Here is a 26,167-nt window from a genome sequence, read left to right as displayed (position 1 = left end):
CGACTAGAGCGCTTCGTTGCTCTCGGTGTCGAGCAAGATGGCCCCCTCCGTGACGACTTTGTCGCCGGATCCGATGCCGGACACGATGGTCGTGTGCTCACCGTGCTGCTCGCCGATGTGCACTTCACGCTGGCCGTAGGAACCGTCGCTGTTCTTCAAAAAGACGAAAAATTGGTCCCGCCGGGCCAACAAGGCGCTGGTGGGCACCTCGGCGGCGGCGCTGGTGGAGCCGCGCACCTCCACGCGGGCGAACATGCCCGGGCGGAGCGAGCGATCCGGATTGGGAAGCTCCACACGGGCCCGGGCCGAGCGCGTCTGCGGATCGACGACCTCGCCCACGTGCGTGATCTGGCCTTCGAGCTTTCGATCCGGGTACGCGAGCACCTGCACGGTGGCGGCGTCGCCGATGTGCACCGTCGGCAGATCGCGCTCGTAGACGTCGGCGAGCACCCAAACCGTCGCGAGATCGGCCACCGTCACCAGCGGGCTATCCTGATCCGCGCTCACCGCCGTGCCCACGCTCACGTTGCGCTCCACCACAGTGCCATCGATGGGCGAGCGCAACGCGTAGTCGCTCGTGCCGTGTGCACCGCCCAGTGCGGCCAGCGCCGCGGTGGCGCGCTGCTCTTCGGTCTGCGCTTGCACCAGCGCGGCATCGGCCTGTTGCTTCTCGGCTTCACTGCCGGCCCCCTCCTTGAACACCAGCGCCGCACGCGCCGCCACCTTTTCCGCGAGCAGCCGCGCAGAGTGCGCGTTGGTCACCGCCGCCTGCGCACTGGCGATGTCGGGCGCGTGAATGGTCAGCAGCACGGTGCCAGCCTTCACGGTGTCGCCGGTCACGACATTGATCTTCGCCACCCTTCCGCCCACCGGCGGCCCCATCTTGGCGACGTGCCGCTCATCGTACGACACGTGGGCCACCAGCGAGCGCGAGTGCTCGAGGCACGCCGGGGAAGCAGGCTCCACTCGGACGTACGCCGCGCTTTCCCCCGATAGGACGAGCGAGCCATCCGGACGGCGCTCGTGTGTCACTTTGGACTTCGCCTCCCCACGGCCGTGGCAACCGATGAGAAGGAAGGCGAACAGAAACGCAACGACTCGAAGTGGATGCATGTGAACGATAGATGGCCGGGGGACCCGGCGCGCTTCTCCCGTCCTCATAACCACCGTGCTCTGGAAACACCGCTTACATCTTCGTAAGCGCTCGAAAGCTTAAGGACCTGTAAGTCAGCGCGCGCCGTATTGCTTTACGAAGAACCACGCCGTCATGGCCCAGGCGACGAGCAAGATGAAGCGGCGCATCCACTTCGGATCGCTCATCCGCGCGGCAAAGGCACCCATGTATCCACCACCCGTGGCCCCAATGGCCATGAGCAGCGCATAACCCCATGCGATCTTGCCTGCGGCGATGAAGGCCACGATGGCAATGCCATTGATGACCGTGGTGAGCACCGTTTTGAGCGCGTTCATCGCATGGATGCGCGTCATGCCCATCACGGCCAGCGAGGCGAGCATCATGATGCCCATGCCGCCGCCGAAATAGCCTCCATAAATGCCAATGACGAATTGCACGGCAACGAGGGAAACCATTTGTGCGCGCGGGCTGGCGGGCCCCGTCGAGAGGCTGCGAATGCGCTGCGTGACGATGCCGCCGAAGGAGAAAAGGGACGTCGCGGCGAGGAGCAGCCACGGAACGAGGCCCATGAAGGCCGCATCGGTGGTGCGCAGAAGGAGCAGCGCGCCCAAGAGGCCGCCGAGAAAGCTGCTGGCGCTGAGCGCCACGAGCTCGCGCCGCATCTCGTGCAATTCCGTGCGGTATGCAAATGCACCGGCCACGCCCCCGGGCCACACCGCCACGGAATTGGTTGCATTGGCAATGACCGGCGGCACGCCGGCGAAGATGAGCGCGGGAAACGTGAGAAAGCTCCCCCCGCCCGCCACGCTGTTGAGGGCGCCCGCCACACTGGCGACGACGAAGAGAAGGGCGCCCTGCGCGATGGTCACGACACAGCTGTAGGGCCAATGCTGTTCGACGTAGCGAATTTCTTCCCCGTACACGTTCCCGTTCCCGTTCCCGTACACGAAGAAAGCCCGAGTAGGAGATCGGGAAGGGGAACGGGAACGTGTACGTGTACGGGCTAATTCTTGAACAGCATGCGCGAGAGGCCGTCGGGGCCCATGGCCGTGAGCGACTGGTAGCGCAGGATGAACCGGCGGTAATCTTTGATGGTCCGCGGGCCGGCCTCGTCCCCGCGCATGGCGAAGTCCGTGATGCGGGTGATGGCAAAGCGGAGAGAGGCAAAACACGCCTCGGCGTGCAGGCCTTCGCGCTCCTCCGCGGTGAGCGGACGCACGGACTCGTAGCCCGAGACCATGGCGCGGGCGAGCTCCGGCGAAAGCGCATCGCCCACGCACCAGGAGAGCACGGTCACCGCCAAATCGAAGACGAAGGCGCCCGAGCACGCGCTCTCGAAATCGAGCAAGGTGACGATGGTGCCCTTTTCGTCCCAGAGGACGTTGTCCCGAAAGAGGTCGCCATGGACCAGGCCCTTGGGCAAATCGCTGCGGCGGCGGGCCTCGTTGGCGTCGAGGGCTTGGCGCAGGGGTTCGGCCTCGGCGGCCAAGGTAGGATGGTCGGCCGCCGCCGCAATGCGATCGAGCCGCAGGCGAAGCTCCGCAGGTCCAAAGCGGCCCGTGCGTCCGGCCATCGCACTTCCTGCGACATGAATCCGTGCGAGCGCGGCGCCAACCTGGGCGGTGTCGGCCGTGGAGACACTGGCCTGGCAGCGCATGCCGCCCGCACACCAGGCGAACAGCGCGGCCGGTTTGCCCGCGATGTGGCCGGTGCGCTCCCCGTCGTTGCGCAGGAGCGGGGCCTCGCAGGGGACGCCGTGCGCCGACAAGTGCAGCAAGGTGATGCCCTCGTTGCGGGCGCCCTCGAAGGCTTGCTCTTCGTAAACCCGGAGAAAATAGGCTCCCGCAGAGGTTTCGACCCGGTAATTCGAGTTGACGCTGCCCTCGGGGATGCCGGCGAACCCGACGAGATTTCCGAGCTCGCTGTATTCGTCGAGAAAAACGCGGAGCTGGTCTTCGGAAATTCGGGTGAGTGTGGCCACGGCTCTATTTGCCGCATCTCGCCATCGGTGCTCAAGTGCCCACTGATCTCCGGTAATTTTTCCGGGAGGGGCAGATGTGCTCATATAGATGGACGTGAACGGATACCTTCTGGTAATTGGCCGGGCGGGCGTAAGGTGCCCCCTAGAGCATTGGCTTTGACGATGGCGACGACGAAAAAGGGTGGGAGCAAAAAAGCCGCGGCCAAGGGTGGAGAGAAGCCCGCTGGCAAAGCGGCAGGGAAATCACCGGCCGGTAAGGCTGCTGCCGCCGGCAAAGAGGACAAGGCTGCGGGCGGAAAGCGCAAGCTCGGTTTGCGCGGTGCCGCACCGTGGGCCGCACGTCACGCCGCCAAGCACGCTGCCGAAGCACGTGCCCGGGCGGCCGAACCGCCCCTTCCCGGCAGCGCACGCGCCACCATCCGCACCCCGACAGGGGCCGAGGACATCAAGCAGAAGATCGCCGATCTTCACAATGCCCTCCAGAACATCAAGGGATTGCGGAAAAACTTCAATAAGTCGTTTTACGATATTGGAATTATCCTGAAGGATATTCAAGGTCGTAAACTGTACGAGGCAAAAGGCTACGGCACGTTCGAAGCCTTCCTCGAGCGCGAAATCGATCTGGGGAAGATCACGTCGCTGCGCCTCGTGCGCGTCGTCGGTGTCTTCATCAAAGAAGCCGCCCTCGAACACGGTGTGGATCGCGTGCTGAATGCACTGGTCGCACTGGAGACGGCCACCGAGTCGTCCCTCGACGTGAACAAGGGCAAAGTGCCCCCGCCGCCGATTTCGACCGCCGCCCTGCCGCTCAAGCCCCCGGGCCGCTAGTTCCGCGCACCGCAACGTCGCGCACCGCAACGTATGGAGCGCCGGCATCTTGCCGGCGGTCCGCCGGCCTCTGGCCGGCTTTTTTTTGTGAGAACGCCGGTGCCGGCGCCGGCTGGAAGCCGGCTAACCGCCGGCAGGATGCCGGCGCTCCATGGCCTTGCGATCCATGCCGTCGCTCGTTTAACGCCCCGACGGGACGCGCACGCGGACCTGGGTGCCCTGGCCCTTTTCGCTGGTGATGGAGACGTCGCCACCGTGTTGGTCGATGATCTTTCGCACGATGGAAAGGCCCAAACCCGTGCCGCCTTCCTTCGTCGTGAAGAACGGGTCGAAGACGTTGTCCACCAATTCGGGGTCAATGCCCGGGCCGGTGTCGACGATCTCCAGGACCACGTTCGAGTCGCCGCATTTGACCCGCGCGGTCAGCGTGCCGCCGCCCTTCATCGCCTCGATCGAATTGACGACCAGGTTGATGATCACCTGCTTCAACTTCTCGCGATCGCCAATGGCGACGCCGCAGCCGTCGGCCACGATTTGACGCTCGATGCGGATGCCGCGGCGCTCCGCGCTCTCGCGCTCCAGCTCCAGCACGTCGTCCACCAGGCTGCCGATGTGCACCGGCTCGCGCCCGATGCCGCGCGGCCGCGCCAGCTCGAGGAACTCCGTCAGAAGGCGATTCAGCCGGTTTATCTCGCTGCCCACGATTTCGACGCGGCGGTGCATCGCCGCACGGCGCTCGTAGTCCGCCTCCAGCTTGTCGATGTCGCGCCCCATGAGATGCAGCTGCAACACCGCCGCATTGAGCGGATTGCGGATCTCGTGCGCGAGATTCAACGCGAGGGTACCCATCGCACTCAGCGCTTCGGCGTCCGCCGCGCGCTTCTCCAATGCGCGGCGCTCCGTCACGTCGATGCCGATGAGGTAGACGAAATGGTGCCGCTTCTCCTCGCTGTCGCGCGCGGGGAGCAGCTGCCAACGCACGCGGCGATTCGGCTCGACGAAGCTCGTCTCCACTTCGCGAAGGCGCTCGCCGCGGTGGGCTTGGCTCAGCGACTCGCGCAGGCGGGCGCGGTCCTCCTCCGGGATCCAGGTGTCCACGAAGTCGCGTCCGTACGCCTCCTCCGAGGCAATCTCCGCGAGCGCGGCGGCCCGGCGGTTGAAGAGCGCCACGTGCCCCGTTTCGTCGAGGCCAATGACCAACACGTCGGTGAGCTCGACCAGCGCGCGGTAGCGGCGCTCGAGCTCCTCGCGGTCGCGCATCAAGCGCACCTTCGTGATGGCTTGCTGAATCGTCGAGAGCAGCTCCTCGGGGCGGAACGACTTCAAAATGAAGGCGAACGCGCCCGAGCGCAGTGCCGCAATGGCGGCATCGACGCTGGCGAAGCCCGTGACCAGCACGACCTCGCTCGCCGGCGAGGCACGGCGCAAAGGCTGGATGATGTCGACGCCACTCGTGTCGGGCAGCTTCACGTCGACGATGGCCACGTCGAAGCCGTCCGTTTCGGCGATGCGCAGGGCGTCCTGCCCCTTGGTAGCGTTGATGACCACGAAGCCATGCGGCTCGAGCACCTCACGCAAGGTCGTGACGAGATCCGTATTGTCGTCGACCACCAGAATGCGTCCGAGCATGCCCCGGCGGCAAATGCCGAATCCGGTGCGCGGCGTGCGAAGCGACGGCGGCGTGGGAACGCCGGGCGACGTCGTGTTCGCAGCCTTCATCTTCACCGACTCGGTCAGGTTCAAACCGCCGAGCGTGGACATCTTCCAATTGGCCGACTCATTCACGACAGCACCCCCAGCACCTTCTGGAGCAAGTCGTTGACCATCTGCGGATTGGCGCTGCCCTTCGTCTCTTTCATCACTTGCCCCACGAAAAATCCCATAAGCGCGGTCTTTCCGCCACGCAAGGCGGCGGCTTGCTTTGGATTTTGCTCCACGACCCTTTGGCAGATGGCCAAAATGGCGTCCTTGTCGGTGACCTGAGTGATGCCGAGCTCGGCTACGACATCCTCGGGCATTTTTTCAGTGCGAAGAATCTTCGCGTAGACCTCTTTGGCCTGCTTCCCGCTGATCTTGCCACGGTCGACGAGCTTGAGGAGCTGCACGACCTGCCGCGCAGAAACGGGGATGTCCGCCGTGAGACCGTGGGTCGTCACGTCCCGGAGCACTTCGTTCTGGATGAAGTTACCAACCTTCACGCCATCCCCGTATAGGGTCGCCGCCTCTTCGAAGAAGGCCGCAATGCGCGGATGTTGGGTCAGAACCACAGCCGCGCCCGGTTGGAGCCCCAGCTCCGAAACGAACCGGGCGCGCTTGTCGCGCGGAAGTTCGGGCATTTCGGCCCGGACCTGGTGGACGAAGGCCTCGTCGAGAACCAGCGGCGGCAGGTCGGGTTCGGGGAAATACCGATAGTCCTGCGCGGTTTCCTTGCTGCGGAGCGAGAAGGTGGTGCCGGTCTTTTCGTCCCAACCGCGCGTTTCCTGGGTGAGTCTCCCACCCGAATCGAGCACGGCCTCCTGACGCATGATTTCGTAGGAAATGGCCTTTTCCACGAAACGAAACGAGTTGATGTTCTTCAACTCGACGCGCGTACCGTACTTCTCCTCGCCCCGGATGCGGATGGAGACGTTGGCGTCGCAGCGGAAGGAGCCTTCCTCCAGGTTCCCGTCGTTGACGCCCAAAAAGACGAGCACGTCGCGCAGGGAGCGCAGGTAGGCGGCCGCTTCCGCGGCACTGCGCAGATCCGGCGTGCCCACGATTTCCACGAGGGGCACGCCCGACCGATTGAGATCCACGATGGACTGATCGCCACGGTCGTGCAGGTTCTTGCCGGCATCCTCCTCCATATGAACACGTTCGATGCGCGGCGAGATGGTGCGGCCGTCGATCTCGACTTCGAGCACGCCCTGTCCGCTGAACGGCTCGTCGTATTGGCTAATCTGGTAGCCCTTCGGCATATCCGGATAGAAAAAGTTCTTCCGCGCGAACCGGCTCGTGCCGCGGATCTCGCAACCCAGGGCCAGCGCCGCCCGCACCGCCAACCGCACCGCCTCCCCGTTGAGGACGGGAAGCGCGCCGGGCAATCCGAGGCAGGTCGGGCAAACGTTGGTATTGGGCTCGGCCCCGAAGGCCGTGGAGCATGCGCAGAAAGCCTTGGTACGCGTGAGCAGCTGCGCGTGCACCTCGAGGCCGATGACCGCTTCGTAGCGAGAGGACATTGTACCGGGAGAATACCTGAAACTGGTCCGGTCAAGCCCCGGTATGCGACACTGGGGCCGTGCCCGATGACTTCTCGTGGTCCGACTTCATCCAGCGCGCCCTCCCGCTCGCCATTCTCGGGCTCGCGCTGATCGGCGCACCCTTGCTCATCTTCGAGCCGGAGGGTCTGCCCCGCATGCGGTCCCTTTCCAAGGAGCTGGCGCAGGTCCGGGCGGAAAATGCGGAGCTTACCCGCGATGTGAGCAAACTTCGTGCAGAGGTGCGCGAGCTCCGGGATGATCCGGCAGCAGTGGAACGCATTGCTCGGGGCAAGCTCGGGCTGGTGCGAAAGAGCGAGGTCGTCTTTCAATTTGGAAAACCGCGGTAGTATTCAGGGGACGTGCCCTACGAGCTCGGTCGCGCCCTGCTGCTGTCGGAGGCGGTAACGCCCGCCGCGCTTGCGCGCGCCCTGTTCATCGTGGCCACGGAAGGCGCGCCGCTGCCGCGGGTGCTCGTGGCGTTCAACTTCATCACGCCCGAAAAGCTGGAAGAGGAGTTGGCGCGCGCCGAGGCCCCCTCCGTGCAGAACGTGGTGCCGGTGCAGGAGCTCGTCGACGCCCTGCCGCCGGGTCTCTGTAGCCGTCTGTTGGCGCTGCCCATCCGCATCGATGCGTTCACCGGCACGGTGGACGTGGCCGTCGCCGATGCGCGCGATCCCCATGCTCCCCAGGAGATCGGTTTTTTCCTCAAGGCGCCCATCCGCATCGTGCGCGCGCCACTCGCCGCGTTGGAGCGCGCGCTCGATCGCAGCACGGCGCCGCATGCTCTGGCGGCGCGCAATCTGACGAGTTTGGGCAGGAGCGGCCCGCAAGCGGGCCTGGGTGAAACACCGCGCAGCATTTACAAAACGCATCGGGTGCAGCGCACGGTGAAGGAGACGCCGGCGTGGGGCACGCCCGTGCCGCGTTCGTCGCCGTCGCAGAGCGGGGTGCATCGCTCCTTTGGTGGCATGCACGAGGCGCAAGAGTCGGATCTGCCGCCGGTGTTGCAGACGGGACGAAAGCCCCGACCCACGCTGCAGGATCTTCCGCCAGCGCCGGCGCCTCCGCCGCCGCGGAGATCGCGCCCGTCGTCGCCCGTGCTGGCGCATGCCCTGTTGTCCAATGAGCCCGTCGACGCGCGTGTATCGTCGGCACCGCTGCTTTCCGCGCGCGCAGACTCATGGGTTCCGCCGCCGCCGGCCCTCCCCTTCCCCGAGCCGTCGCGTGTGCTCGCCGCCATGCGCAATGCGCTCGATCGCGATGAGGTGCTGCACGCGCTGCTCACGGGCGTGCGCGTGGTCGCGCGCAAGGTCGCGCTCTTCGTCGTAAAGCGCGACGCGTTCATCGGGTGGCGCTGCACACCGGAGTTTGGCGAAGAGGCCGACCTGCGCAAGATTCGCATTTCGAACACCTTGCCGAGTGCCCTCTCCAACGCAGCCGCATCGGGGCGCTACCTCGGGCCCATCTACAACAACGAGGCGCACGCTCCGCTGCTGCAGGTCATGGGCAAGTCCACGCGCGACGTGGCCATCACCGCCGTACGTCTCAAGGGGCAATCGACGATGTTGGTCCTGGCGGACGAGCTCGGGGACACCGCCCTCGGCACGAAGCGCATCGACGAGCTCGCGCGCGCCGCAGGCGATGCGCTCACCCGCATCCTCAAGCGCGCGCGTTAGCAAGCACGCACACACGCTCCGCATCGTGACCGGGCGCGCGGACGAGAAATTGCTTCTGCGCCTTGTCGAGGCGGAGAAAGCTTATGTCGACGAGGGGACCTTCTCGCAAGTGCTCAGCCGAGTCCGGGGCGAACTTACCGATCTTTCCTGATGTTTCCATCTGCGCCGGAGGCGTCTCGTGACAGCGCGCCTCACGTGGGGCACGTATGCAACGTGTGGCTGCATGGCGCTGGTCGTCCTGGCAGCTTGTTCGACCATCCTGGGGGTCGAAAAGGGCGAGCCGTACGAAGATGCTGGCTCGTCCGAGGATGCGACGCCGGTGGAAGACGTCATGGGCAGCTCCGACGCGGGCTGCGATGCGGGCAAGCCCGATCCGAATCTCTGCAACGGCCGTTGCGGGAAACTCATGGACAGCTGCGGAAATGAGGTCGACTGCGGGAAGACGTGCGCAGGCAACGGCGTGTGCAATGAACCGAAGCACCTTTGTGAATGCACGGCCCCCAACTGGTGCACCGGTCGCTGCGGCAAGAGCATCGACTACTGCGGCGTGGAGCAGACGTGTACCTGCCCCACGGGAACTGTATGCAACACACTCTCTGGCTTTTGCGGCAACTGCGTTCCCAATCCTCTAGCGTGCAATGGCAAGAATTGCGGATATGCGGACAATGGATGCGCCAAGCAGTCCTGCGGGACGTGTGGTGCGAATCAGTTTTGCAGATTGGCAAAGTCCGGCGATACCGCCGGTAATTGCTGCACACCCGGGACGCGCGAGCAGCTCTGCGCCGGCAAGTGCGATGGACTCGTCATCGACGCATGCAACGGTCGCATCTATGATTGCTCCACGGTCAATCAATGCCCGGCGACCGAAGAGTGCAAAAATGATAAGTGCTGCCTCAAGGAAGGCCAGCCTTGCGATCTGGCGCCGGGGGCCAAAGCTTGTTGCAATGGACATTGCGCCGCGCCCATGGACGCGGGCGACGGTGAAGTGACTCCGCAAGTGTGCGTGCCATGAGCCAACTTCTCGGCGAGACAATCGACGGAAAGTATCGAATGGATCGGGTCATCGGCGAAGGCGGGATGGGACTCGTCCTCGAAGCGATGCACCTGCAGCTCGAACAGCGGGTGGCCATCAAGGTGCTGGCCGGTGAAGCCCTGAAGAGCGAAGAAGCCGTGGCCCGTTTCGCGCGCGAGGCGCGGGCGGCGGCGCGCATTCAGAGCGAGCACGTGGTGCGGGTGTTCGACGTTTCTACACTCGACAACGGCGCACCCTACCTGGTGATGGAGTACCTCGAGGGGCGCGATCTGGAGCAAACCCTTCGCGAAGAGGGCCCGCTGCCCGCGGCGGATGCGGTGACCTACGTGCTGCAAGCCTGCGAGGCGTTGGCCGAGGCGCACACGAACGGCATCGTGCATCGCGATCTCAAGCCGGCGAACCTCTTCGTCGCGGAGCGTGCCGATGGGTCGCTGCGCATCAAGATTCTCGACTTCGGCGTATCGAAGCTTCTGCCCCGCGGCATGGGAAGGGACGACGATCCGCGGGTGACGCGGACGATGTCGCTCATGGGCTCACCGCTGTACATGGCCCCGGAGTTGATGCGCGGGGCAAAGGCGGCCGACCTTCGCGCGGACATCTGGTCGCTGGGCATCATTCTGTACGAGCTGCTCGCGGGCGTGGCCCCGTTCGAAGGGGAGACATTGACGGAGGTGTGCGCGGCCATCGTGGCCGATCCGCCGCAATCGCTCGCGGCGCACCGGCCGGATCTTCCGAAGGGGCTCGAGGAGGTGGTGCTGCGCTGCCTGGAGAAGGAGGCCACCTTGCGCTTTGCCGATGTGGCCGAGCTTGCGCAGGCGTTGGCACCGTTCGCGCCCGAGCAAGGGGCAATCTCGGTGAAGCGCACCTCGCGCGTGATCGAACGCCGCAGCTTACGCGCTCCGGCGCCTTCGGCCGCTGCGCCGGAAGAGACGTCGGATTTCCTGCGCAGGAGCCGGCGCTCGTACCGCGATCATCGCATGGTGGCGACGTTGCCCGAGGTGGAGCCGCACTTGCGCTCGACGGTGGGCACCTTCGGTCTGACGGACAGCGGGGAGCGCAAGCGCCCGGGCCTCTCGCCGCACGTGCTTCTCGCGGCGGTGGGGGGCGCCATTTCGGTGCTCACGGCGGTGGCCATCATGGGCCTGGTGCGCCCCTCGGTTTCGGAGCACCGCGCCCCGGTGATGGCCACGGCGTCGACACCGGTGACAGCGGAACCCGTCGTGGTGGAGCCCATCGTCGAGCCGCCGCCGGCGGCCATCGCATCGGCGGAGCCGGTGGCGAAAAAGGAGCCGGCGCACCGGCCGAAAGCGGAGAAGGCCAGCGTCAAGATCGCAGCCGACGCAGGGCCTCCTACGACGAGTCCCGAGGAGCCGCAGACCCTCGAGTATCGGCTGTAGCTATCGCTCCACCGCGCCGATGGCCTCTTCTTGCACGGGGCCGATGCCGCACTTCTCGATGACCGAGGGCTCTTTGAACGTGCACTTCACGGGTGCCGTCATGCGCGTGTCGACGCGGCCATCCTGATCGACGTCGCCGAAGGCCTGCACCTCGCCCGACTCGGCATCGTGACGCTTCCAACCGATTTGGAAATGGCTCGTGGCATCCGTCGGTGCGAAATGCGCGCAGCGAAATGCCTCCGCGGCCCAATCCTGCGGCGTCGACTGGTAGCCAGGTCCTTTGAGCTGGTCGAACTCGGCAGGCACCAGCGGCGAGCTCGGCGGAAGTCCCGCGGTGACCGCGCAATGGGCCAGCCCTTCGCCGAAATCGCCCAGGCGCCTTCGTCCTTCCGAAAGAAACGAGGCGCGTACGAGCTGCTTCCGCCCGATGAAGGCGAACGCGAGAAAGATTCCCAGTGCAAGAACGGCAATCACGCCGGCGCCGAGGAGCACCAAGCGTTTGCCAGAGAGCGGCTTCGAAGGCATCGTGCGGTTCAAATCAGAAAGGCGAACCTAGCGTGATCTCGTCCAAGTCGCAGAGTGATTCCGTCACCGATATGACCGAATACGTCCTTCCGCAGCACGCCAATGCCCTGGGCAACGTGTTCGGCGGGCAAATCATGGCCTGGATTGACTTGTGCGCAGCCATCTGCGCGCAACGCCACTCGGGATGCATGGCGGTCACGGCCTTCATCGACGACATGAAGTTCCACCAGCCGGTGAAGGTCGGCGAGGTGGTGCGTCTGCGCGCGCGGCTGACGGCGACGTTCCGCACCTCGATGGAAATCGAGGTCTCGGTCGAGGGCGAGGATTCGCGCACCCTGCGCCGCTGGCCCTGCGTACGTGCACGCCTCGTGTTCGTGGCCATCGACGATGCGGGGACCCCCACGCCGGTGGTACCGCTGCTGCTCGATACAGAAGAAGTAAAAAAGTCGCAAGCCGAAGGCGAGGCCCGGCGCCGCGCCCGGCTCGAACGCGCCGAGTCATAGCCGACATAGCTTCGGCCCTTGCGCGGGCGGCATGCTCGCTCCTTATAATGCGCGCACCATGTCGCCCAGCGCCACGCCCATCGTTGCCATTGCCGATCTTTCCTCCCACGTCGGGCAGGACGTCACCGTCCGCGGATGGCTCTACAACAAGCGCTCGAGTAAAAACGTGCACTTCCTCGAGATGCGCGATGGCTCGGGCATCGTGCAGGCGGTCGTCTTCAAGGGCAACGTCACCCCCGAGCTGTTCGCGCTCGCCGAAGGCCTCGCGCAGGAGTCGAGCCTCGAGGTGGTGGGCCTGGTCAAAGAGCACGGCAAGATCAAGGGCACCTACGAGATCGACGGCAAGGACGTGCGCGTGGTCGCCCACGTGGCGCGGCAGTACCCCATCTCGCCGAAGGAGCACGGCACCGACTTCCTCATGGATCATCGGCACCTCTGGCTCCGCAGCAAGCGCCAGCACGCCATCTTGCGCATCCGGCACACGATCATCAAAGCCGTGCGCGACTTCTTCGATGGCCGCGGCTTTACCTTGGTGGACGCGCCCATCTTCACGCCCAATGCCTGCGAGGGCACGAGCACGCTCTTCGAAACCGACTACCACGGCGAGCCTGCGTACCTGACGCAGTCCGGGCAGCTCTACATGGAGGCTGCGGCCGCGGCCTTCGGAAAGGCGTACTGCTTCGGCCCCACCTTCCGCGCGGAGAAGTCGAAGACGCGCCGCCACCTGGCGGAGTTCTGGATGGTCGAGCCCGAGGTGGCCTTCCTCGATTTGGAAGGCGACATGAGGCTGGGCGAGGACTTCATCACCTATATCGTCGAGCGCGTTCTGGAGACGCGGCGCGAAGAGCTCAAGATCTGCGAGCGCGACACCACGTTCCTGGAAAAGGTGAAGACGCCCTTCCCGCGCATCACCTACGGCGAAGCGATCAAGATCTTGCAAGAGAACGGTCACCCCGAGGCCAAGGTCGGCGACGACTTCGGCGGCGACGAGGAGACGATCATCTCGAACAAGTTCGATCGCCCGCTGATCGTGCACCGCTACCCGGCAGACATCAAAGCCTTCTATTTCAAGCGCGCACCGGAGGACGAGTCGCTCGTTCTCAACATGGACATCCTCGCGCCCGAGGGCTACGGCGAGATCATCGGCGGCGGCCAGCGCGAAGACAGCTTGGAGCGCCTGGAGTCGGCCATCGCGCACCACAAGCTGCCGCCCGAGGCCTTCGAGTGGTACTTGGACCTGCGCCGCTACGGCAGCTTCCCCCACGCCGGCTTCGGCCTGGGCATCGAGCGCACCGTGTCGTGGATCTGCGGTCTGCCGCACGTGCGTGAGACCATCCCGTTCCCGCGCATGCTGAATCGATTGGCGCCCTGAGCGAGCACTTGGCGCTGCGGGGCCTTGCGCGAACACATGGCGGTGCCGATAAGGTGCCGTCATGCGCCATCGTGTTTTCGGAATCGCGGTCGTCGTAGCAGCGGGTTCGGTCGTCGGATGTCGAAGCGACGAAGGTCGTGAGGTCGACACCGCCGCGTCACCTGTGGTGGTCCGCAGCGAGGGTGACATCGAGGCGCTGCTCGCGCAGATGACCTTGGAGGAAAAGGCCACCTTGCTGCAGGGCATCCCCAGGCCGGCCGGAGAGCACGCCGTGGGCAACGTGGCCGGGGTGCCGAGGCTCGGCATACCGCCGCAACGGCTCACCGACGGACCGGCGGGCGTGCGCGATGGCCTGCCCGCAACGGCGTTCCCAGCGCCCGTATCCATCGCGGCGAGCTTCGACACCGCGCTCGCACGCGAGGTCGGTGCGCAGATGGGCCTGGAGACCAAGGCGCGCGGGTACCAGGTTTTGTACTCGCCGATGATCAACATCGTGCGGGTGGCCGAGGCGGGGCGAAACTTCGAGACCTTCGGCGAGGATCCGCACCTCGCGGGCGAGCTTGCGGTGGCGCACATCCAAGGCGTGCAATCGCAGGGCGTGGCCGCGCAAGTGAAGCACTTGGCAGCGAACAACCAGGAGAAGGATCGCAAGACCAGCACGTCGAACGTCGACGAGCGCACCCTGCGCGAGATTTACTTTCCAGCCTTCGAGGCCGCCGTCAAACGCGGCGGGGCGTGGTCATTGATGTGCGCCTACAACCAACTCAACGGCGTGTTCTCCTGCGAGAACGAGTCGTTGCTCCGCGGTCTTCTCAAGACGGAGTGGGGCTTCGATGGTGTGGTGGGATCCGACTACCCGGCGGTGCACAGTACGGTGGCATCGGCCAAGGCCGGGTTGGATCAGGAGTTCGGCGGCACCACGTACTTCAGCAAGCTCCCCGATGCGGTGCGCGCGGGGGAGCTGCCGCAGTCGGTGCTCGACGACCAAGCGCGGCGCGTGCTTCGGTTGATGTTCCGCACGGGGCTGCTCTCGGGGACGAACGCGGAGCCGGCGGTGGACCCGAAGGTGGGGGCCGCTCTTGCACGGCGTGCGGCCGTGCGCGGATCCGTCTTGCTCAAGAACGACGGCGGGCTGCTTCCACTCGATGCGGCCTCGCTGTCGAACATTGCCGTCATCGGGCCGTACGCAAACCAAGCGTATACGGGCGGTGGCGGAAGCTCGAAAGTGACACCTTATGCGGATTACGTGGTCAGCCCGCTCGATGGCATCACGAAGCGCGCGGGAAGCAACGTGGCCGTGCACTACGTCTCCGGTGCGAACGCGGCGGCGGTCACGCCGATTCCGGCCGGCGCGCTCGAAGGGCTCACGGTGGAGTACTTCGCCAATCCGACGTTGACGGGTACGCCGGCAGCGGTGGGCACCGATAGCGTCATCGCGCACGATTGGGGCAGCCAGCCGCCCGCCAGCGGTGTGCCGGCGACGAATTGGTCGGCGCGCTGGACGGGGACCTTGCACGCGCCCGTCACCGGCGACTATCCGCTTGCGACGACCAGCGACGACGGCAGCCGCCTTTACCTCGACGGGCGGCTCGTCGTCGACAACTGGGGCGCGCATGCAACGCGCTCCGTTTACCGCACGGTGCACCTGGAGGCGGGGCAGTCGTACGAGGTGAAGGTCGAGTACTACCAAGCCGGCCAGGGCGCGAATTTGACCCTGAGCTGGATGCCGCCGGGCCAGCTGGATGCCGGGATTCAAAGCGCGGTCGACGCCGCAAAGGCTGCCGATGTCGCCATCGTCTTGGTGCGCGATGAAGCCACGGAAGGGCGCGATCGCGGGACCCTCAGCCTGTACGGCAATCAAAATGCGCTGGTGGCCGCCGTGGCCGCGGCCAACCCGCGCACGGTGGTGGTCCTCAGCTCGGGCGCCCCGGTGAACATGCCTTGGGCCTCGGCGGTGCCGTCGGTGCTCGAGACATGGTACGCGGGCGAGCAGGACGGCGCTGCGCTCGCGGACGTTCTCTTCGGCGATGCCGAGCCTGCGGGGCGCCTGCCGGTGACGTTCCCGGTCGAAGCCGCGGACGGGCCGATTCGCTCGCCCGAGCAGTACCCCGGTGTCGATCTGCGCTACACGTACGCGGAGAAGCTCGAAGTCGGTTACCGCTGGTTCGACGCGCACGCGATTGAGCCGCTGTTCCCGTTCGGGCACGGGCTCTCGTACACGTCGTTCGCCTATTCGCACCTGGGCATCGAGAGGCCCGCGCCCGACGGCAGCGTGCGCATCTCCTTCGACGTGCGAAACACGGGCGCGCGCACCGGCACCGCGGTGCCGCAGGTCTACGTCGGCTTCCCGTCACGGGCCGGCGAGCCGCCGCAACGCCTCGCCGCCTTCCGCAGTGTGACCCTGGAACCGGGCGCCAGCACCCGCGTCACCGTATCGCTCGACCGGCGTGCGTTCTCGATCTGGGACGTCACCACGAAGGCGTGGACCATCCCCGGCGGCTTCTATTCGATCCGCGTCGGAGCATCCTCGCGCGACGTTCGCCTTCGCGGCGGCCTCGCACGGGTCTTATAGGCCCGTGCGCAGTTGGGTGATGGGGCGGTAGATGCGCTCCAGGTATTCGTTGGCGGAGCGCGTCCAGGAGAAGTCCTTGCGCATGCCTCGCTCGATGAGACGGTGGAAGCTGCGATGGTCGTGGTAGGCGGTAAAGGCGTCGTCCGCGGCGATCAAAAGCGACAGCGGATCGCGGTTGCGCGCGACGAAACCGGTGCCCTCGTCGCGCACGGGATTGTACGGCGCCACCGTGTCGTGCAGCCCGCCCACGTCGGTCACGATGGGCACGCAGCCGTAGCGCATGGCGTACATCTGCGTGAGGCCACACGGCTCGTAGCGCGAAGGCACCATGAGAAAATCCGAGCCCGCGTAAATGCGGCGCGCCAGGCCCTCGTCGAAGGCCACGCGCGTGGCGATGCGCCCGGGGAAGCGCCCGCCGAGTTGGTAGAGCGCGCGCTCCAAATCGGGATCGCCCTTGCCGACCAGCGCCACCCGCGCCCCGCCTTGGACCAAGTTGCCCAGAATCGGCAAAATGAGATCGATGCCCTTTTGATGCGTGAGCCGCGACACCAACGAGAAGAGCGGCGCCCGCGGCTCGTGCAGCCCGAGCTCGTGAAAGAGCGCCTCCTTGTTGCGGAAGCGCGCCGGCGCGAAATCCTCCACGCCGTACTGCGCGGCAATGGTCGAATCGGTGCGCGGGTCGAACGTCTGCACGTCGATGCCGTTGAGGATGCCCGCCGTCTTGTACGACTGCGTCCGAAGGAAGTCGTGCAGCTGGAAGCCGCCCTCGGGGACGAGGATCTCGTGCGCGTACGTCGGACTGACCGTCGTCGTCCGATCCGAGAGCGCAATCGCCCCCTTGAGCAGGTTCACCAGCCCGCGGTGCTCGAGAATGCCCGGGTGGTACCCTTCACGCGGAAGCGCGAGCCTATCCAGCGAATCGAAACCGAGCACCCCCTGGTACGCCAGGTTGTGAATCGTGAACACCGAAGGCACGTCGCTCCACGCCTGCCCCATCGTGAGGCGCGCATACAAAATCGCGAAGGTGGCATGCCAATCGTGCGCATGGATGACATCCGGCCCGCGATCCGGCCCCACCCCGCCCCAGAGCCTCTCGGCAATGGATAACGCAGCGCGCGACATCGTGGCGAAGCGGAGCTCGTTGTCACCGAAGGTGCCCTGGGCATCGCCGTAGATGCCATCGCGCTGGAAGAGCCCGGGGTCATCCACCAGGAAAACACGTACCCCAGGCCCCAGCCGCACCTCGACGACGCCGCACTCGCGCACATCGTCCGGGCCCCAGCCCACCCGCGCAGGCACCGTGCCAATCCAGCGATGCAGATCGTCCGAAGGGATCTTCGTCGTGCCATAGAGCGGCGTGACGATGGCCACGTCCACCCCCCGCTGCCCGAGCGCGCGCGATACACCGAGCACGACGTCGCCCAGGCCCCCCGTCCGGGCAAACGACTCGACTTCGGATGAAACCATGAGAAGGCGGAGGGGTCTTGCCATAGACCCCGCACTTTACACAGAGCCTCCACATTTGTGCCCCGTAAACGTGCCCCGTGCCCGTGCCCGTGCCCGTGCCCGTGCCCGAGATGCACAACCCGGAAGGGCCCACCGACGCGGGCACGGCGGTGATTAGCTCGCTTTGGTCTTCAAAAATGAGTACGCGCGCGTCGCCGTGTGAAAGAGCGGCGAATCCGGCCGAATCAGGCTTCGCAGCTTCTGCACACCCTCATGCTCCAGACGGTGCAGCAGATAGTCGAATGGCGCGCGCCGCCGATAGGCGCTGAAATACTCGCGGAGCTCGTCGTGCGTCTTGACCTGCGCATTGTCGGCGTAGCGCACGATCCACGGCGTGAAGTACGGATAGAGCACGTTCGGCGCCTGCGCCGTGCCCCAGTCGCCGTGGAGCGTCGTCTTCATGAAATTGCCAATGAGCAGGTCGTCGAAAATTTCATATTGGACGGCCGTCATCAGCGACGCGCGCGGCACCTCGAAGGTCAAACTGCGCCCTGCACGAAGCGGGCCGACCCGCGACGACGAGTGCAACTCGACGACATGCTCCTTGCCGCCGACGATGAAGCGCAGATGATCGATCTTGTCGGCGAGAAACTCGATCGATTGGAAGTACCGCGTCAACCTGGAGATCTCGTCGCGCTCCAGCGGCTCGGACCAATGGTCACCGAAGCTCGCCGCCGTTTGGATCTCCCCCTCGATGCGCTTAGGCTCGAGGCGGACGTACGAGTCCTTTTCGCAATCGTACTGAATGAACGCCGGCAGCTTTTCGCAGCCCCCGCGCGTCTCCACCGCCTCGAGCGCGGAAAGCGGCGTCACGTATTCCTGGCACCAAATGCTGTCGTCCCGCTGGTAGCGATGAAAGCTGCTGAACGGGATCATGTACGTGGTTTGGAAGTAATTGGTCCAGAAGCCCACCTTCTCACGCAAATAGGCGTCCCAATAGGCTTTGGATTCCCCGCTCGACGTCGGCGCGGGCGGTATCAGCTTCACGCCATTTTCGTCGACGACGTTGATCATGTCGACGTCGCCGTAACCGAAAAGCTTGAGCAAGAAGGATATCTTGTATTCCGATATCACCTTCTTGACGAATCGCCCCCAACCTCGCTCGACAGCGTCGTTGAGATTCACCACCAGCCGACCGCCCACGTCGATGAGCAAGATGGCATCCTGGTGGTAATCGGAAATGCACATCGCGCGGATGTTCTTGGACAGCTGCATCCACGTCCGATCCCGCATCACCGTGACGTCGAAGCCGCGCTCGGTGAGATCGGTGAGCATGCGGCCGCCTTCGTGGTTCGGCAGCAGGATCTTCTTGTTGGCCAATCGATCCAGCGCGGCCGCATGCACGTGATCGGGGTGGCCGTGGGAGAGCCACATGTATTCCGCCTGGTAGATGTGCTCCAATTGCGCACGCGGTATCTCGTTGCGCATACCCCAGCTCCCAAAGTAGGGGTCGCCGCAAATCCACGGATCCGTCGTCAAAATTGGCTTGTCGTCGATGCACGTGACGGTTGCGTTTCCAATCGTCTCGAACCCAATCATGCTTTTTCCGCCCCCTGGTGCTGCTTGCAACCTACGCTGATGCCGAGGGAGGCCGAGACGGCGCAGATTGAGCGCCGATTCATCGGTAAGGGTGTTCGCTGTGGGGGGTTTGTGCGCGTGGACGGTATAGTCGTCTGACCGTGGGCGTCTTCGATCGGATCTTTGGCAAGGGTGGCTATGCGCAGGTGGCGCGCCGCGCGGAATTGCGCGGGGATTTGGCCCGTGCGGCGGAGCTCTGGGATCTCGCGGGCCAGCCGGAAGAGACGGCGCGCGTCATGCTGCTTCGCGGCGATGCCGAGCTCGAGCCGACGGCGCGTCGGCAGCATTATCTCCAGGCCAAGAGCATCGCCCCCGAAGGGCATTCCGTGCGCGAGGAGGCGCGGCGCAAGCATGCGCTCCTCACCTTGGCCATGGCCAAAGACGGCGCACTCTCGACCGCGCTGCGGCAGGAGCTGCTCGCGGCCGCACGCGAGCTCGAGGAGCTGGGCGAGCCCCTCAAGGCCGCCGACGGCTACCGCCTCGCCCACGACGAAGAGGGCGAAGCCCGGGCGCTCACCCAAGCCGGCGAAATCGACAAGCTCGAGAGCTTGCTCACCAGCGAACAAGATCGCCAGCGCCGCGAACGCGCGCGCCAGCAAACCGCCGCCGAGGTGGAAATGCTGATCGCGGGCGGCCGCCGCCGTGAAGCGCTGGCCACCGGCCAAGCCTGGCTGGAGACGGATCCCGACGACCGCCTTCTGCGCGAGCGGTGCGATGCCCTTCGCGCTCGCCGCACGCGCGGCTCGGTGCTGCGCGTGGTCCTCGAAGGGCGCGATCTCCTCTTTGCGTTCGGCCAGGAGATCGTACTCGGACGCACCGAGCCCACCATGAGCGCCACCGGGCCCGAGACGGGGCACATCGCCGTGGCCTCGCACGCCGTGAGCCGCCGCCACCTGCGCATCGTGCGCGAGGGTGGCAAGCATGGTGAGACGTTCGCCATGGACCTGGGAAGCCGCAACGGCACGTACCTTCGCGGAATGCGCGCCGCGGGGAAGCTATCCATGGGCGCCGGCCTCGAGCTGCACCTGGGCAACGAGGTGCCCGTGCGCCTGACACCGAGCACGCAGATCGCCGGCGCCATCGTCATCGAGGTCGCGGGCCGGCGCTACATCGCGCCCTTCGGCGCCGCGCCCCTTCCCGTCGCCGATTGGCAGCTCGACATGGGCCCGGGCGGATGGCTCGAGTTGGTCAGTAGCGGGGCCAATGCCTTTTTGGGCGACGCCGCCCTCGCCTCGCGCGCCAGCTTGCTCGCGGGCGATCGCATCGCGCGCACGCGCGGCGGGCCTTGCGTGCTCGAGATCGCGGGGGAGACGTGAACCGCCGCCCCTACCCGCACCCCGACGTCACGCGCTTGCTCGACGTCGGCCGGCCCAACGGGCCCTCGCTCGAGGAAGCGATGTCCCTCTTCCAGAGGATCCGCCGATCGCCGCACGAATCGCGCGCGCTCGAAGAGCTCACCTTTCGCCAGGCCGCGTTGCCGCTGCCCGAGCCGCTCCTGGTGGCCGCCGCCTCCGCGATGATCGATCGCGGCGAGACCACGGCCGCCATCGCGTTCCTGCGCGATGCCACGTCGGCGGCCGCACTCATGCTGCGCGCGGATCTCGAGGCCGAGCGCAGCGACATGAGCGCAGCCCTCGCACTCGTCGAACGCGTGCTTCTGCGCGACATCGAGCACCCCGGCGCGCGCGAACGCCACCAGCGCTTTCGCGAGTCGCTCGGCATCGCAGCCTTCGGCCCCGAGCGCGCGCGCCAGGACGACCCGAAGGCCACGACGTGGCTCGCCAGCGAACCCGATACACCGTACGTGCTCCATCGCGAGGTCGCACGCGGCGGTTCCGGCGTCGTCTACGAGGCGGAGGACCGCGATCTCGGTCGCAGCATCGCGCTGAAGATTTACCACGACCCCCATCGGCATCGCGATCAGCTCCTGCACGAGGCGCGCGTGGCCTCGGCGCTCGCGGGACCGGGCATCGTGCGCGTCTTCGACGTCGATCCCGAGCGCGGTTGGATCGCCCTCGCATGGGCCAAGCGCGGCGCACTTCGCGACCGCATCCGCGCCGTGGATCGCGACGTCTTGCTCCCCATCGAATCGTGGGCGCTGCCGCTCGCGCAGACGCTGGCACGCGTGCACGACGCCGGATGGCTCCACCTCGACGTCAAACCCGCGAACGTGCTCTTCGACGAGCACGGCGCGCCCCTCCTCACCGACTTTGGGATCGCGCGACGAAACGGAGAGCCTCCCGTGGCAGGAAGCCTCGGTTACGTTTCTCCCGAACGGCTAGCCGGGGCCTCATCCGCCCCGAGCGACGATGTATACGGCTTCGGAAGGCTCATCGAGGATGCGCTGCAAGCGCTGAACACTCCCGAACTTTTCGCGCAATGGCGGCCGCTCGTCGCGGCATGCATGGCCCCAGTCGACGAACGCCTCGGCTCCGCGAAGGCCCTTGCACACGCCATGGCGAACCTCAAGGCAGACTGAAAAGTTTTTGCGCGATGCATTGTTTCTAAACGTCGACGAAACACATGGGAAACATGGCGAACGTCACGTTAACCCCATGTCACAGATCAACACCGGTGATACGGCCTGGCTCTTGGTGAGCTCCGCGCTCGTCCTACTCATGACGCCTGCTCTCGCACTCTTCTATGCGGGGATGGTGCGCCGCAAGAATGTGCTCTCGACCCTCATGCACTCGATGGCGGCGATCCCGGTGTTGGGTTTGAAGTGGTGTCTGTTCGGCTACACCCTGGCCTTCGGGCCATCGAAGTTCGGTCTGATTGGCGGGCTCGATTTCATTGGGCTGCAAGGCCTCGCCTCCGATGTGCACGGCACGGTGCCGACCTTGGCCTTCGTCGCGTTCCAGATGATGTTCGCCATCATCACGCCGGCGCTGATCTCGGGCGCGTTTGCCGAGCGCATGAAGTTCAGTGCGTACATCGTCTTCATCCTTCTATGGTCCACCTTCGTGTACGATCCGGTCGCGCACTGGGTGTGGGCCGAGGGCGGTTGGCTCTTCAAGATGGGCGCGCTCGACTTCGCAGGCGGCACGGTCGTTCACCTGACGGCGGGCATCTCGGCGCTCGCATGCGCCCTGGTCATCGGCAAGCGCCACGGCTACCCGCAGCGCAAGCCGATGCCGCACAACCTGACCATGACCCTCACCGGCGCCGGTCTGCTCTGGTTCGGTTGGTTCGGGTTCAACGCCGGCAGCGCGCTCTCCTCGGGTGCGCTCGCGGCCCTCGCCTTCATGACGACGCAGCTCGGTGCGGCGGGCGGTGCAGTGGGCTGGCTCGTCGTCGAAACGGCCCATCGCGGCAAGCCGACGGCGCTCGGTATCGCCTCCGGTCTCGTGGCCGGGCTGGTCGCCATCACGCCGGCCGCCGGGTACGTCGCCCCGTGGGCGGCCATCCTCATCGGCCTGCTCGCGGGCAGCGTTTGCTACTTTGCCGTGCTGCAGAAGGACCGCTTTGGTTACGACGACTCGCTCGACGCGTTCGGCATCCACGGCGTGGGTGGCCTCGCGGGCGCACTCCTCACGGGCCTCTTCGCGCAGAAGAGCCTCAATGAAGCCGGCAACGACGGCGCGTTCTTCGGCAACGGCCACCAGATGGTCACGCAGCTCATCGCCTGCGGCGCCAGCTTGGTGTACGCGTTCGTGCTCACCTTCGGCATTCTCAAGCTGATCGACGCGGTCATCGGTCTGCGCGTGAGCGAGAACGACGAGCGCGAAGGCCTCGACGCCACGCTCCACGGCGAGGAAGGCTACGTGCTCTCGGGCTCCGCCACCGCGGCGGAAGCTCCCCCGGAGCCGGTCCCCTCGGCCCCGCCGGTTGCGGCAGCCATCGTGAGCGCCGACGCCACGACCACCTGACGCACCGCCCATCTTTATAGGTCTTTTAGATCGTTTCCCGTATTCGAGGACCGCCATGATCTGCTTGAAAAGCGCGCACCTGCGTGCGCGACCGGGACTCCTTTGCGCTTTGATCGCCACGTCGACGTTGGTGGCGCGCACCGCATCGGCGCAATCTCCGCCCGATGCTCCGCCTGCACCGACTCCGGCATCCGAACCCCAACAGCCCGCGGAGGCGACGACGCCTCCGCCCGCCGCGACGACGGAAGAAGCGCCCAAGCCCGCCGAACCCGAAAAGCCCGCGGCGGCCCCCGCCACGGATGCCTTGAAGGTGACCGTCGGCGGTTATGCCGAGGCGTATTACGCGTACAACTTCAATCGACCCGAGAACGGGGTCACGAACTTCCGCTGGATCGATAACCGGCACAACACGTTCAAGCTGCAGACGGCCGTGCTCGACGTGCAGGCCGAATACGGCGCCTTCCAGGGGCACATCGCTTTCCAAGCCGGCCCCACGGCCGAGGGCTGGTACGCCGACTCGGTGGAAGCCCGCGCGGGCGCATCGGGTGCGGCTTCGCTCTCGGCCTCGACGTGGAAGATCATCCAGCAAGCCACCGTCGGCTGGAAGGCCCCCGTCGGTAAGGGTCTGCTGCTCCAGGCAGGCCTCTTCATCACGCCCATCGGATTCGAGGGCGCGGCGGTCAAAGACAACTACAACTGGTCGCGCTCGAACCTCTTCTACGCGCTGCCCTTTTACCACGCGGGCGTGCGCGCTTCGTACGAGGTGGCCGAGAACCTGACCGTCGCCGCATGGCTCGTCAATGGCTGGAACCAAGCCACCGACGGCAACGACGGCAAGTCGGGCATCGCGCAGATCACGTACAAGATCCCCGACCGGCTCACCGCGCAGGTGCTCTACATGGGCGGCCCCGAGCGCGCGCAAGACAGCGCGGAGGGTCGACCGTTTCGTCATTTGTTCGACGGGTGGGCGGAGTTCTACGCGCACAAGCTCGTGGCGGTGGCCGTGCACGGCGACGCCGGCTTCGAGAACGGCGCCTTTGGGACGCACTCATGGCACTCGGGCGCCCTTTACGCGAGGGTGCAGCCCCTTCCCTTCCTCTACGTCGCGGCACGCGGAGACGCCTTCCTCGAAAACGTGGGCACGAAGGATGGCGGCCAGTCGTCGAGCATTTTCTACGGCAGCGACGTCTACTCCTTCACCGGCACCATCGACCTACGTCCGATGGATCACCTGTCCTTCCGCACCGAGTACCGTCACGACTCCGCGCAGAACGACATTTTCTTCAAGCACGGATCCATCAAAGACACCGACGGCAACTACGTGCCCAACGCCGACGCGCAGGACACGGTCACCCTCGGCGTGACCGGCTGGTTCTAATCTAAGGGATCGCGCCGCGAAATACGTCGCCGCGGAGGGCGCCGCCAATGCGCTCGCCCGCGGCGAACGATTTCGTGCCCATCGACTCGGCGCCACGCTTCAAGTTGCCGAAGAGGAAGCGCACGGCGCTGCTGCCGTGTGAGCTGGCCGCGAGGCCCTGGTGCGCGAGCGACGTGGCGAAGGAACGGGTGGCGATGGGAACCCAGTTCGTGCCGTCGGTGCTCGCCGACGAGGAGGCGGTGGTCTCCCCTCCCGTGCTCGACAGTTCGAGGCGGGCGAAGAAGGTGCTCTCGGCGCTCAGGCCCGCCGGGCGCGGCGCCTCGAGCTCGGTGGTGGGGCCGCCCTTGGTCACCCGGTATTGCACGCGGATGCGCCCGTTGTCGGCGGGACGGCACACGGCGAAGTACGGGCTGTCGGCATCGCGCGTGGCGCGCGCCATGATGCAGCCCTTGGCCCATCGCTCGACATTGGAGCTGGGCACCGCGATGGCGCTGCTCCAGGTGGTGGCTTCCGTCGCGTTCGACGCGCTCGACGCGGGCTCCGATTCGACGAAATAGAAGCTATCGCTCGTCCCATCGATGTCCCCGGACTCGACGGAGACGCCCACCAGCTCGCCTTCCTCGACTTGATTGGGCTCGCAGCCCATCAAAAGGCAGAGAAACGGCCAGCCCGTTTTCGTCTGCGTCGTCGATGCCCAAGGGTCCACCTCCGCGTTCACGCGATCGGTGGCGAGAAAGTTCGTCCGGTGCGCCCGCGCCGCGTTCCACTGGAACGGATCATCGAGCCCGCCGCCCATGGTGCCGCCGCCGTAGACCCGGCTGACCAAGCCCGCGCGGTGGACTTCCTCGGTGCGCCAGGCATTCTCGGCGTCGGCGTTGAAGAACACGACGTTCGGCCGGCGCGCGTACTCCGGGAACGTGCACGTGGCATCGAGATCGGGCGCGATGAAGGCCATGCGGTCCGCTTCACCCTCGCCGAGGTACGTATCCAGCTTCGTGCCGCGCGCGCACGCCGCTCCGCCGGTAAGCGCGAAAATGACCTTGCCGCGGAGATCCTTGGTCTCGGGCCACGCGCACTTTCCTAGTGGGTGCTCGTCGGAGACGGCCTCGCGCAGGTTCTTGGCGCCCGGGCATGCCCGCATCAAGTCGCGCGGACGGAACACCGCGTCTTCGCCGAACACGCGACCGATGGCCTCATCGAGATCCGACGCCTCGTGGCCATTGGGGGCGAAGTCGTCCTTCAGGTCGAGCCAGAGCGTGACCACCTCGTGCTGCGGGAAGGCGTCGTGGAACGTCTTCACGGCGCGCAGGCAGTCGCTGAGGCGCACGCACTGCGTGTCCTCGTACGGCGCCGCGAACATGTGGTAGACGAACCAATCGCGCCCGGTGGTGGCGTGGCCACTGCGGTCGATGTGAAGGTCGAACTCCAGGGCGCGCACGCGGTGGTAAACCAACTCGTCGAAGATGGTCTCGTCGCGCACGTAGCTGTTGTGCGTCGCTTTTTGCTGCACCTGGTTGAAGCGGACCCCTTTGAGCTTGGCCACTTGGGCGGCGGCGCTCAATGTGCGACGAAGGA

21 protein-coding genes are annotated in these 26,167 nt (G+C 65.9%); 12 read left to right on the top strand and 9 right to left on the bottom strand.

Translation table 11 applies throughout. The annotated features are described in order from the left end of the window. Positions 1-3: 3 nt before the first annotated feature. The 3 genes from LZC95_10655 to LZC95_10645 all read right to left on the bottom strand — a co-directional run bounded on the left by LZC95_10655 (position 4) and on the right by LZC95_10645 (position 3,116). The gene (locus LZC95_10655) at positions 4-1,113 is read right to left on the bottom strand and encodes an efflux RND transporter periplasmic adaptor subunit (GenBank protein WXA97295.1); all 1,110 of its coding nucleotides are present in this window, start codon (positions 1,111-1,113) and stop codon (positions 4-6) included. 114 nt (positions 1,114-1,227) lie between these two features. After that, the gene (locus LZC95_10650) at positions 1,228-2,058 is read right to left on the bottom strand and encodes a sulfite exporter TauE/SafE family protein (protein ID WXA97294.1); all 831 of its coding nucleotides are present in this window, start codon (positions 2,056-2,058) and stop codon (positions 1,228-1,230) included. 80 nt (positions 2,059-2,138) lie between these two features. Continuing rightward, positions 2,139-3,116, bottom strand: coding sequence for a homoserine kinase (locus LZC95_10645; GenBank protein WXA97293.1), 978 nt, complete (start codon positions 3,114-3,116; stop codon positions 2,139-2,141). 162 nt (positions 3,117-3,278) lie between these two features. Between LZC95_10645 and LZC95_10640 the strand changes: the two genes are divergently transcribed. Beyond that, positions 3,279-3,944 (top strand): hypothetical protein, encoded by a 666-nt coding sequence (locus tag LZC95_10640; GenBank protein WXA97292.1) that lies wholly within the window; start codon positions 3,279-3,281, stop codon positions 3,942-3,944. Positions 3,945-4,124: 180 nt separating this feature from the next. Here LZC95_10640 and LZC95_10635 read toward each other — a convergent pair whose 3' ends face one another. Further along, entirely contained in the window at positions 4,125-5,729 is a 1,605-nt protein-coding gene (locus LZC95_10635) for an ATP-binding protein (GenBank protein WXA97291.1), read from the bottom strand. After that, positions 5,726-7,162 (bottom strand): Asp-tRNA(Asn)/Glu-tRNA(Gln) amidotransferase subunit GatB, encoded by a 1,437-nt coding sequence (gene gatB / locus LZC95_10630; GenBank protein ID WXA97290.1) that lies wholly within the window; start codon positions 7,160-7,162, stop codon positions 5,726-5,728. The genes LZC95_10635 and gatB overlap by 4 nt, the downstream gene beginning before the upstream one ends. Before the next feature lie 59 nt (positions 7,163-7,221). Between gatB and LZC95_10625 the strand changes: the two genes are divergently transcribed. From LZC95_10625 to LZC95_10610, 4 genes are all read left to right on the top strand, one after another. Then, positions 7,222-7,530, top strand: coding sequence for a septum formation initiator family protein (locus LZC95_10625; GenBank protein ID WXA97289.1), 309 nt, complete (start codon positions 7,222-7,224; stop codon positions 7,528-7,530). Positions 7,531-7,542: 12 nt separating this feature from the next. After that, positions 7,543-8,859 (top strand): hypothetical protein, encoded by a 1,317-nt coding sequence (locus LZC95_10620; GenBank protein ID WXA97288.1) that lies wholly within the window; start codon positions 7,543-7,545, stop codon positions 8,857-8,859. A 178-nt stretch (positions 8,860-9,037) separates the two neighbouring features. Further along, positions 9,038-9,871, top strand: a complete 834-nt coding sequence (locus tag LZC95_10615; GenBank protein WXA97287.1) for a hypothetical protein — start codon at positions 9,038-9,040, stop codon at positions 9,869-9,871. Continuing rightward, on the top strand, positions 9,868-11,289 hold the full coding sequence (locus LZC95_10610) for a protein kinase (GenBank protein ID WXA97286.1): 1,422 nt from the start codon (positions 9,868-9,870) through the stop codon (positions 11,287-11,289). Before LZC95_10615 ends, LZC95_10610 begins: the two co-directional genes overlap by 4 nt. Here LZC95_10610 and LZC95_10605 read toward each other — a convergent pair whose 3' ends face one another. Next, positions 11,290-11,814 (bottom strand): hypothetical protein, encoded by a 525-nt coding sequence (locus LZC95_10605; protein ID WXA97285.1) that lies wholly within the window; start codon positions 11,812-11,814, stop codon positions 11,290-11,292. 32 nt (positions 11,815-11,846) lie between these two features. Between LZC95_10605 and LZC95_10600 the strand changes: the two genes are divergently transcribed. From LZC95_10600 to LZC95_10590, 3 genes are all read left to right on the top strand, one after another. Continuing rightward, a complete protein-coding gene (locus tag LZC95_10600) occupies positions 11,847-12,317 on the top strand; it encodes an acyl-CoA thioesterase (protein ID WXA97284.1) in 471 nt (156 codons plus the stop codon). Between the two features lie 58 nt (positions 12,318-12,375). Further along, the gene (gene asnS / locus LZC95_10595) at positions 12,376-13,689 is read left to right on the top strand and encodes an asparagine--tRNA ligase (GenBank protein WXB00317.1); all 1,314 of its coding nucleotides are present in this window, start codon (positions 12,376-12,378) and stop codon (positions 13,687-13,689) included. Between the two features lie 61 nt (positions 13,690-13,750). Beyond that, positions 13,751-16,261, top strand: a complete 2,511-nt coding sequence (locus tag LZC95_10590; protein ID WXA97283.1) for a glycoside hydrolase family 3 C-terminal domain-containing protein — start codon at positions 13,751-13,753, stop codon at positions 16,259-16,261. Here the strand turns inward: LZC95_10590 and LZC95_10585 are convergent. Both LZC95_10585 and LZC95_10580 read right to left on the bottom strand, forming a co-directional pair. Next, positions 16,256-17,752, bottom strand: coding sequence for a glycogen synthase (locus tag LZC95_10585; protein ID WXA97282.1), 1,497 nt, complete (start codon positions 17,750-17,752; stop codon positions 16,256-16,258). The genes LZC95_10590 and LZC95_10585 overlap by 6 nt on opposite strands. 129 nt (positions 17,753-17,881) lie before the next feature. Beyond that, positions 17,882-19,195, bottom strand: a complete 1,314-nt coding sequence (locus LZC95_10580) for an MBL fold metallo-hydrolase (GenBank protein WXA97281.1) — start codon at positions 19,193-19,195, stop codon at positions 17,882-17,884. 251 nt (positions 19,196-19,446) lie between these two features. On the opposite strand from LZC95_10580, the gene LZC95_10575 reads away from it, so the two are divergent. The 4 genes from LZC95_10575 (at position 19,447) to LZC95_10560 (ending at position 24,592) form a co-directional block, all read left to right on the top strand. Further along, entirely contained in the window at positions 19,447-20,661 is a 1,215-nt protein-coding gene (locus LZC95_10575) for an FHA domain-containing protein (protein ID WXA97280.1), read from the top strand. Then, complete coding sequence (locus LZC95_10570) at positions 20,658-21,824, top strand: protein kinase (protein ID WXA97279.1); 1,167 nt, start codon at positions 20,658-20,660, stop codon at positions 21,822-21,824. The genes LZC95_10575 and LZC95_10570 overlap by 4 nt, the downstream gene beginning before the upstream one ends. Positions 21,825-21,900: 76 nt before the next feature. After that, on the top strand, positions 21,901-23,214 hold the full coding sequence (locus tag LZC95_10565) for an ammonium transporter (protein ID WXA97278.1): 1,314 nt from the start codon (positions 21,901-21,903) through the stop codon (positions 23,212-23,214). A 55-nt stretch (positions 23,215-23,269) separates the two neighbouring features. After that, entirely contained in the window at positions 23,270-24,592 is a 1,323-nt protein-coding gene (locus LZC95_10560; GenBank protein ID WXA97277.1) for a porin, read from the top strand. A gap of 1 nt (position 24,593) precedes the next feature. On the opposite strand, the gene LZC95_10555 is transcribed toward LZC95_10560, so the two are convergent. Then, entirely contained in the window at positions 24,594-26,153 is a 1,560-nt protein-coding gene (locus LZC95_10555; GenBank protein WXA97276.1) for a Ca2+-dependent phosphoinositide-specific phospholipase C, read from the bottom strand. Positions 26,154-26,167: the final 14 nt, after the last annotated feature.

The sequence above is a fragment of the Sorangiineae bacterium MSr12523 genome (assembly GCA_037157775.1).
Taxonomy (GTDB): Bacteria; Myxococcota_A; Polyangia; order Polyangiales; family Polyangiaceae; genus Pendulispora; species Pendulispora brunnea.
The sequence above is the reverse complement of the archived record's forward strand: the minus strand, read 5'-3'. Positions and strand labels throughout refer to the sequence as shown.